The following is an 8020-nucleotide window of genomic DNA, read 5'->3' on the forward strand; positions in this document are numbered from 1 at the left end:
CGACGATCCCGGGCCGGGACAGCGTGCCGCCGGCGGCGGTCAGGTGGTCGAACAGCAGGCGTGTCGCTTCGGGCAGGAAGAAGGCCCCGGGCCGCGACCGCACGGTCCCCCTCAGAAGCGGTACGCGGTGTGGTACTCGGGCACGACCACCCGGCTGCGCGGGGAGACCCGCCGCACCGCCGCGATGAGCCCGTCGAGCCGCTCCCGGTCCTTCGGCGGCACGGGCACCGGGTTGCGCAGCTCCGTCTCGAAGTTGTCGAAGTGCACCGGCACCACGACCTTCGGCCGGTCCAGCGCGTCGAGCAGCCGCTCGGCGTAGTCGGCGGTGGCGGTGGTGCTCGGCAGCGCCACCATGGCCACGTCGGGGGCGAGGCCGGTCAGGTTCCGCGCGACGAAGTCGCTCGCACCCATGAAGAACACCGACGGCCCGTCGGCCACCCGCACCTGGTACGCCAGCGTGTCCCCCTCCGGCAGGTCCGCGATGGTGGCCGGCCGCGCCGGCTGGCTGACCCGTACGCCGGGGAACGCCATCGAGTACGACGCGTTGCGGCTGTGCAGCGAGCTGACCACCTCCACGGTGTAGGCGCCGAAGTCCAGCACCTCCCCACCCCGGACCGGGCTGAGCATCCCCGACGGCAGCCCGTACGCCAGCCCGAGGTGGTAGGCGGTCAGCGTGCCGACGACCCGGGCGCCGGTGCGGCCGGCGATGTGCGGCACGTCCATGTAGTGGTCCCAGTGGGTGTGCGTGACGAGCACCGTCTCGGCCCGGTCCACGAGGGAGTCCACCACGTCGGTGCGGACCTCCAGCGGCGTGGCCGTGTCGAAGGCGCCCTTGAACAGCCCGGTGTCGATGCGGCTGAGGAAGGGGTCGACCAGGACGGTGCGGTCGCCGATGTCGATGCGCCAGGCCGTCGTACCCCACCAGCGGAAGCTGACCGGGCCGCGGCGGCGGGCGGCCGGTGCGGCGGCGACCGGGGCGGTGGCCGGCGGTGCGGCCTGCGCCGGGCCGGCCAGGGCGGCGCCGGCGAGCCCGCCGGCGGAGACCAGGGCGGTGCTGGCGGCGGCGTCGCGGAGGAAGCGGCGGCGGTCGAGGTTGGGCATGCGGAACTCTCCCCGTCGTGGTGTTGATCGGTCGGTGCCGAGCCAATCAGCACGCCCCCCGCCCGGTCCAAGATCCACGGCCGGATCGGCCGATACCCGCCGGCATATCGGACCAGCTCAGCGGGGCCCGACGCGGCTCGTTCCGGCCGGAAATCAGCCGGCGCGCAGCGCCTCGACGGCGGTGCGGGCCGCCTCGCCCATCGCCAGGTCGACGTCGATGCGGCGGGTGGCGAGGTGGGCGGCGCGGGCGAAGACGGCGATCGCATACCGGCCGCCGTCCGGGTACTCGGCCACGCCGGCCTCCAGGTGCAGCCCCGGCAGGCTGCCGGTCTTGCCGGCCACCCGCACCCCGGGCGGGAAGCCGGCGGCCAGCCGGGTCCAGAAGAGCTGCCGGGCCATCCAGCCCCGGACCATCGCGCAGGCCCCGGGCGGGCCGGCCTCGTCCCGCCAGACCAGGCCGAGCAGCCGGGTGATCTCGCGGGCGGTGCTCGACGTGGTGTGCGCGGGGTCGAACACCCGCATCGCGCGGACCCGCTCGGCGGGCAGGGTGGGGAAGATCCGGGCGAAGTCCCCCTCGGTGCGCGCGCCGACGTCGGCGAGCATCGTCTCCACCAGGTGCCGGGGGCCGCCGACGATCCGGGTGCGCGGCAGCCCCAGCTCGGCGGCGAGCATCGGCAGCACGTCCGCGCCGACCCGGCGCAGCAGCAGGTCGGCGGCGGTGTTGTCGCTGACCGACATGGCGAAGTAGGCCAGGTCCCGCAGCGACACCTCGGCGTCGTCGGCGCAGCCGGCGATCCCCCACCCGCCGAGCCGGTCGGCGGCGGTGACCAGCACCCGCTCCTGCGGGTCGAGCTGGCCGGCGACGACCTGCCGCGCGAACTCCAGCACCAGCAGGATCTTGAAGATCGAGGCGATCACCACCTGCTCGTCGGCCCGGACCGCCACCTCCCGCCGGCCGCCGGGCTGCCCCGCGCCGTCGTCGGCCGCGTCGACGTCGACCACGTGCAGGCTGCCGGTGACCCCGACCCGTTCGAAGATCTCCGCGATCCGCTCCGTCACCACGCTACGCACCGTAGCCGCCGCCCGCGTCGGGGCGCTGGCGTAGGGTCCGGCCGTGGACCTGCTCCGGCACCTGCGGCACTTCGTGGTGGTCGCCCGCGAGCTGCACTTCGGCCGGGCCGCCGAACTGCTCGGCATGGCCCAGCCGCCGCTGAGCCAGTCGGTGCAGCGCCTGGAACGGGAGCTGGCGGTGGAGCTGTTCGACCGGTCCCGCCGTCAGGTGCGCCTGACCGCCGCCGGTCAACTGCTGCTCGGCGAGGCCGAGGACCTGCTCGCCGGGGAGGGCCGGCTGCGCAACCTGATGCGCCAGGTGCGCGAGGGGGTGTCCGGGGTGCTCCGGGCGGGGGTGCCCCCGGAGACGCCCGCGGTGACCCTGCGCGAGCTGCTCGACCGGCTGGCCGACCGGGCGCCCGGGCTCGACGTGGACCTGCACGAGCTGACCAGCGGCGAGCAGGAGCGGATGCTGGCCGAGGGGCGGCTGGACGTCGGTCTGCTCCACCACCCCGTCACCGACGAGGGGCTGCGCCTCGGCGCCGCCGTCGACGTACCGCTGGGGGTGCTGCTGCCGCGGGCGTCGCCGCTGGCCCGGGGCCGGGAGGTGGAGCTGGCGGCGCTGGCCGGCCTGGACCTGGTCACCGCGCCCCGGGCCACCGCGCCCGGCTGGCACGACCACCTGCTCGACGTCTGCCGCCGGCACGGATTCACGCCGGCGCGGGTCCGCCCGGCGCGCAACCCCGAGTTTCTCTTCGGGCTGGTGCTGGCCGGCGGCGGGGTCGCCGTCGAGCCCGCGGCGACTGCCCGCCGGGAACCCCGGATCGCCTGGCGGCCGATCGCCGGGTCGCCGCTGGTCAAGCGCACCTCGGCGGCCTGGCCGCGCCGGTCCGCGCACCCGGCCGCGCCGATGTTCGGGCAGCTCGCGGCGGAGGTGCTGGCCGACGGGTCCGCGCCCCCGGCGCCGCCGCCCGTGCCGGCGCCCCGGCCCTGGCCGGTGCTCTTCGACGAGCCGACCTGAGGCCGGGATCACCCGTTGGAACACCTCCGATCCGGGGTACGCCAGGGGATGGCCCGCCGGGCGTGGCAGCGGTTCCGCGCACCCGGCTTCGTGACGACCGGCGAAGGAGCCCCGATGGCGAACGCGATCCCCATCATCTCCCTGAACGACGGCAACACCATCCCGCAGCTCGGCTTCGGGGTGTTCCAGATCGACCCGAAGGACACCGTCGCCGCGGTCCGCAAGGCCCTGGAGGCCGGCTACCGGCACATCGACACCGCCGAGATGTACGGCAACGAGGCGGAGGTGGGCCAGGCGGTCCGCGAGTCGGGGCTGGACCGCGACGAGGTCTTCGTGACCAGCAAGCTGAGCAACGCCTTCCACCGGCCCGACGACGCCCGCAAGGCGTTCGAGTCGACGCTGGCCGCGCTGAAGATGGACCACATCGACCTGTTCCTGATCCACTGGCCGCTGCCCACCCTCTACGACGGCGACTTCGTCTCGACGTGGAAGACGCTGGCGGAGTTCCAGCGCGACGGCCGGGCCCGCTCGATCGGGGTGTCGAACTTCCAGGTGCCGCACCTGGAGCGGCTGGCCGCCGAGGCGGACGTGGTGCCGGCGGTCAACCAGGTCGAGGTCCACCCGTACTTCGGCAACGAGGAGGTGCGCGCGTACGGCCACCGGCACAACATCCTGACCGAGGCGTGGTCGCCCATCGCGCAGGGCAAGGTGCTGGGCGACCCGACGGTCGTCGACGTCGCCGAGCAGGTCGGCCGGACACCGGCCCAGGTGGTGCTGCGCTGGCACGTGCAGCGCGGCGACATCATCTTCCCGAAGTCGACCACCCCGGAGCGGATCGAGGAGAACGTCCGCATCTTCGACTTCGAGCTGGACGACGCGGCGATGGAGCGGATCACCGGGCTGGACCGGGGCGAGGCCGGCCGCCAGGGCGGGCATCCGGACACCTTCGACTACCTCCCGGCGTAACACGACACGGCGGGACGGCGCAGGTAGAACGGGCCGGACGGCCCTCTCCTACCGTACGAAAGGACAGCGCCGCCGCGATGATGCGCCGCACTCCTCTGGTCCTGTTCGCGCTGCTGGCCCTGGCCGGGTCCGCCGCCTGCGCCCCCGGCCGGGCCGCCGACGCCCCCCGCTGGTCCGCGCCGGCGTCGGCGTCGGCGCCGGCCTCGCCGACCGCGTCGCCGCCGCGCCCCGCCCCGACCTCCACCGCCGAGGTACGCAGCCGGGTCACGGCGGCGATGCTGACGCTGGGCACGGAGTTCCACCCGGAGACGGCGGAGCACACCGAGGAGAACAGCGACGCGTGGAAGCTGATCTCGCTGTGCCGGGACGCCCTGCCCTCGGACCGCAGGCGCACCGCCCACCGGGAGCGGATCTGGGACGGCGAGACCGTGTGGATCCGGCAGTACGTGGTCGGCTACCTCAAGGTGCCCGGCCGCAAGCTCGCCGACGAACTGCGAACCGTCCTGAAGACGTGCGAGAAGTACGAGGTGCCCGACGACGGCCGCACGTCGGTGATCGTGCAGCCGTCGCCCCCACCGGTGCCGAACGGCCCGGCCGTCGTCACGTTCTGCGAGAAGCTGATCGGCCAGGCCACGCGCCACCAGTGCACGCTGTTGCTGGTCCGGGGCAACTTCGTGGTCCAGGTGGACGTCTCGGCGGCCGACGGTGACCTGGCCGCCGGCGCCGCGCTGCTCGCCAAGGTGGCCCCGCTGGCGACCGTCGCGCTGGAGAAGGCCGCCTGAGCACCGCCGCGAGCGTGCGGCCGGTCTCGCCGAGCAGCGTGAAGCCCGCCTTGCGGCAGACCGCGTTGGACGGGGCATTGTCGATCGACGGGTAGGCGTGCGCGAAGCGGCGGGTTGGCCGGGGGCGGGCCACCGCCACCGCCGCGCGCACCGCTGCCGTCGCCAGCCCCCGGCCCTGGTGCCCGGGCAGGATCGCCCAGCCCAGCTCGTAGACCCGCTGGTCGTGCCAGTCGCGCGCCCAGTATCCGATGCTGCCCACTCTGGCCCCGCCGGGCAGCACCACGGCATGCATGCAGCCGTGGCCGGTGTCGCCTAAGCGCACGTAGCGCCCATGACAGCCACCACCGACGAACCGCGGTCCCGACCGGCCCGAGCGGGTCGGACCGGCAGACCGCGGCTACCTGGGGCCGGACGCGGCTGCGCCTCGCGAGGCCGCTAGATCCGATCTGGCGGGCCGCCGGCCACCGTCTCGCGCCTGACGGGTGGGACCGGAGCGGCCGGGAGGAGGAAGCGTGGACCCACTGCGACTGGCCGTGATCATCGGCAGCACCCGGGAGGGGCGGGTGGGCGACCGGGTCGCCCGCTGGTTCGTCGACCGGGCCGACCGGCACGACGGGCTGGCGGTCAGCGTGGTCGACCTCGCCGACTACGACTTTCCCGCCGGCTACCCGGCGGAGCCGACCCCGGCGATGCGCGCGTTCGCCGAGCAGGTGGGCCGGGCGGAGGCGTTCGTCGTGGTCACCCCGGAGTACAACCACAGCTTCCCCGCGTCGTTGAAACAGGCGATCGACTACGCGTACGACGAGTGGCAGGCGAAGCCGGTCGGTTTCGTGTCGTACGGCTGTGGTTCCGTCGGCCTGCACGCCGTCGACCAGCTCCGGACGGTCTTCACCGCCCTGCACGCCGTCACGATGCGCGACGTCGTCGGCGTGGACCTGCTCTGCGACGAGCCGGCCCCGCTGGCCACCGACCAGCTGCGCCGGGCCGCCCGCGTGCTGCTCGGCCAGCTCTGCTGGTGGGGCCTGGCCCTGCGCGACGGCCGCGCCGCTCGCCCGTACGTCTCCTGACAGTTCGCGAAGGAAGGGTAGAGATCATGAATAGACGCAGCACCGGCCTGGCCATCGAGGCCGAGGGGCTGACCCGCTCGTTCGGGGACACCCGGGCGCTGGACGGCCTGGACCTCGCGGTGCCCGCCGGCACCGTCTACGGGGTGCTTGGCCCCAACGGCGCCGGCAAGACCACGGCGGTGCGGGTGCTGGCCACGCTGCTGCGCCCCGACGGCGGGCGGGCACGGGTGTTCGGCCACGACGTCGTCCACGAGGCCGACGCCGTCCGGGCCCGGGTCAGCCTCACCGGCCAGTACGCCTCCGTGGACGAGGACCTGACCGGGCTGGAGAACCTGATCCTGCTCGGTCGGCTGCTCGGGCACGGCAAGCCGGCCGCGCGGCAGCGGGCGGACGGGCTGCTCGCCGCGTTCGGGCTGACCGAGGCGGCCGACCGGCAGGTCAAGAAGTACTCCGGCGGCATGCGGCGGCGCATCGACATCGCCGCGAGCATCCTCAACACCCCGGACCTGCTGTTCCTCGACGAGCCGACGACGGGGCTGGACCCGCGCAGCCGCAACCAGGTGTGGGAGATCGTCCGGGCCGTGGTGGCGCACGGCACCACGGTGCTGCTGACCACGCAATACCTGGACGAGGCCGACCAGTTGGCCGGCCGGATCGCGGTGGTGGACCACGGCCGGGTGATCGCGGAGGGCACCCCGGGCGAGCTGAAGTCCTCGGTCGGTTCCGGCACCGTCCACCTGCGACTGCGGGACGCGCACCAGCGGCCCGAGGCGGAACGGCTGCTGCACGCGGTGCTCGGCGTGCCGGTCCAGCTCGAACCCGACCCGGTGGCGCTGACCGCCCGCGTCGGCGGCGAGGGCGGCGACCTCGACGCCAGCGAGCAGGCCGCCCGGGTCCTCGGCGACCTGGCCCGCGCCGGCATCGTCGTCGACAACTTCTCCCTCGGCCAGCCGAGCCTGGACGAGGTCTTCCTGGCCCTGACCGACCACCCCGCGGTCGGCGCCGACGAGCGGGACGAGCAGCTGGAGGCAGCCCGATGAGCAGCAACGCCACCACCACGACGGGGCCGGCCCCGTCGGTCTACGTACCGTCGGCGGAGGCGCTGGCGACCGTTCTCGCGCCCGGCACCCGGCCGCCCCGCCCGAGCCCGCTGTCGGCGTCGCTGACGTTCGGCTGGCGGGCCATGTTGAAGATCAAGCACGTGCCGGAGCAGCTGTTCGACGTGACGGCGTTCCCGATCATCATGGTGCTGATGTTCACGTACCTGTTCGGCGGCGCCCTCGCCGACAGCCCCCGGGACTACCTGCAGTTCTTCCTGCCCGGCATCATGGTGACCAGCGTCGTGATGATCACCATGTACACCGGGGTGGGCCTGAACACCGACATCGAGAAGGGCGTCTTCGACCGGTTCCGGACGCTGCCGGTCTGGCGGCCCGCCGCGCTGGTCGGCATGATCTTCGGCGACGTGCTGCGGTACGTGCTGGCCGCCGTGGTCATCCTCGGCGTCGGGCTGGTGCTGGGCTTCCGCCCCGACGGCGGGCTGCTCGGCGTGCTGGGCGGCATCGGCCTGCTGGTGGTCTTCTCGTTCGCGTTCTCCTGGGTCTGGACGTTCTTCGGCCTGGTGCTGCGCAGCGAGAAGTCGGTGATGGGGGTCAGCATGATGGTGCTGTTCCCGCTGACCTTCCTGAGCAACGTCTTCGTCGAGCCGGCCACCATGCCGGGCTGGTTGCAGGCGTTCGTGAAGGTCAACCCGGTCACCCAGCTCGTGGCGTCGGTGCGGGCGACGATGTCGGGGGCGTCCGACGCGTCGAGCACGATGTGGACGCTGGTGTGGAGCGCCGGCTTCCTGGTGGTCTTCGGCGTCCTGACGATGTACCGCTACAACCGCCGCTGATCCTCGCGGCGACGGGCACCACCACGGACGCGTGGGGGGGGCCGGCCCCCCGAGGGATTGGCGGGAGGGGGCCGCCGGGCCCCGGGGGGGCGCCCCCCCCGCGGGCGCGGCGGAAAAGGGCGGGGGTGGGGAAAAGTGG

The 8020-nt window shown here is 74.1% G+C and carries 8 protein-coding genes and 1 pseudogene; 6 read left to right on the forward strand and 3 right to left on the reverse strand.

Annotation, left to right across the window (positions count from 1 at the left end; translation table 11 throughout):
* Positions 1-111: 111 nt before the first annotated feature.
* Together ABZ793_RS20145 and ABZ793_RS20150 are read right to left on the reverse strand one after the other, a co-directional pair.
* Positions 112-1101, reverse strand: a complete 990-nt coding sequence (locus ABZ793_RS20145) for an MBL fold metallo-hydrolase (protein ID WP_357459319.1) — start codon at positions 1099-1101, stop codon at positions 112-114.
* A 153-nt stretch (positions 1102-1254) separates the two neighbouring features.
* On the reverse strand, positions 1255-2163 hold the full coding sequence (locus ABZ793_RS20150) for a serine hydrolase (protein WP_357459322.1): 909 nt from the start codon (positions 2161-2163) through the stop codon (positions 1255-1257).
* A gap of 52 nt (positions 2164-2215) precedes the next feature.
* Here ABZ793_RS20150 and ABZ793_RS20155 point away from each other — a divergent pair, with 52 nt between their 5' ends.
* From ABZ793_RS20155 to ABZ793_RS20165, 3 genes are all read left to right on the forward strand, one after another.
* Entirely contained in the window at positions 2216-3172 is a 957-nt protein-coding gene (locus tag ABZ793_RS20155; protein WP_357459325.1) for a LysR substrate-binding domain-containing protein, read from the forward strand.
* Between the two features lie 114 nt (positions 3173-3286).
* The gene (locus ABZ793_RS20160; RefSeq protein ID WP_357459327.1) at positions 3287-4138 is read left to right on the forward strand and encodes an aldo/keto reductase; all 852 of its coding nucleotides are present in this window, start codon (positions 3287-3289) and stop codon (positions 4136-4138) included.
* Between the two features lie 80 nt (positions 4139-4218).
* The gene (locus ABZ793_RS20165) at positions 4219-4920 is read left to right on the forward strand and encodes a hypothetical protein (RefSeq protein ID WP_357459329.1); all 702 of its coding nucleotides are present in this window, start codon (positions 4219-4221) and stop codon (positions 4918-4920) included.
* Between the two features lie 49 nt (positions 4921-4969).
* Here the strand turns inward: ABZ793_RS20165 and ABZ793_RS20170 are convergent.
* Positions 4970-5242 (reverse strand): annotated as a pseudogene (locus ABZ793_RS20170) (GNAT family N-acetyltransferase); the annotation flags it as partial.
* A 190-nt stretch (positions 5243-5432) separates the two neighbouring features.
* Here ABZ793_RS20170 and ABZ793_RS20175 point away from each other — a divergent pair.
* Genes ABZ793_RS20175 through ABZ793_RS20185 form a run of 3 tightly spaced genes read left to right on the forward strand, consistent with a single transcriptional unit; the run spans position 5433 to position 7881 of the window.
* Positions 5433-5987 carry an NAD(P)H-dependent oxidoreductase gene (locus ABZ793_RS20175; protein WP_357459333.1) on the forward strand — a complete coding sequence of 185 codons (555 nt, stop codon included), beginning with the start codon at positions 5433-5435 and terminating at the stop codon, positions 5985-5987.
* A gap of 26 nt (positions 5988-6013) precedes the next feature.
* Entirely contained in the window at positions 6014-7027 is a 1014-nt protein-coding gene (locus tag ABZ793_RS20180; protein ID WP_357459336.1) for an ATP-binding cassette domain-containing protein, read from the forward strand.
* Positions 7024-7881 (forward strand): ABC transporter permease, encoded by an 858-nt coding sequence (locus ABZ793_RS20185; protein WP_357459338.1) that lies wholly within the window; start codon positions 7024-7026, stop codon positions 7879-7881. The genes ABZ793_RS20180 and ABZ793_RS20185 overlap by 4 nt, the downstream gene beginning before the upstream one ends.
* The last annotated feature ends 139 nt before the right edge of the window (positions 7882-8020 follow it).

It is taken from the genome of Micromonospora sp. NPDC047465 (genome assembly GCF_040643125.1).
GTDB lineage: Bacteria > Actinomycetota > Actinomycetes > Mycobacteriales > Micromonosporaceae > Micromonospora.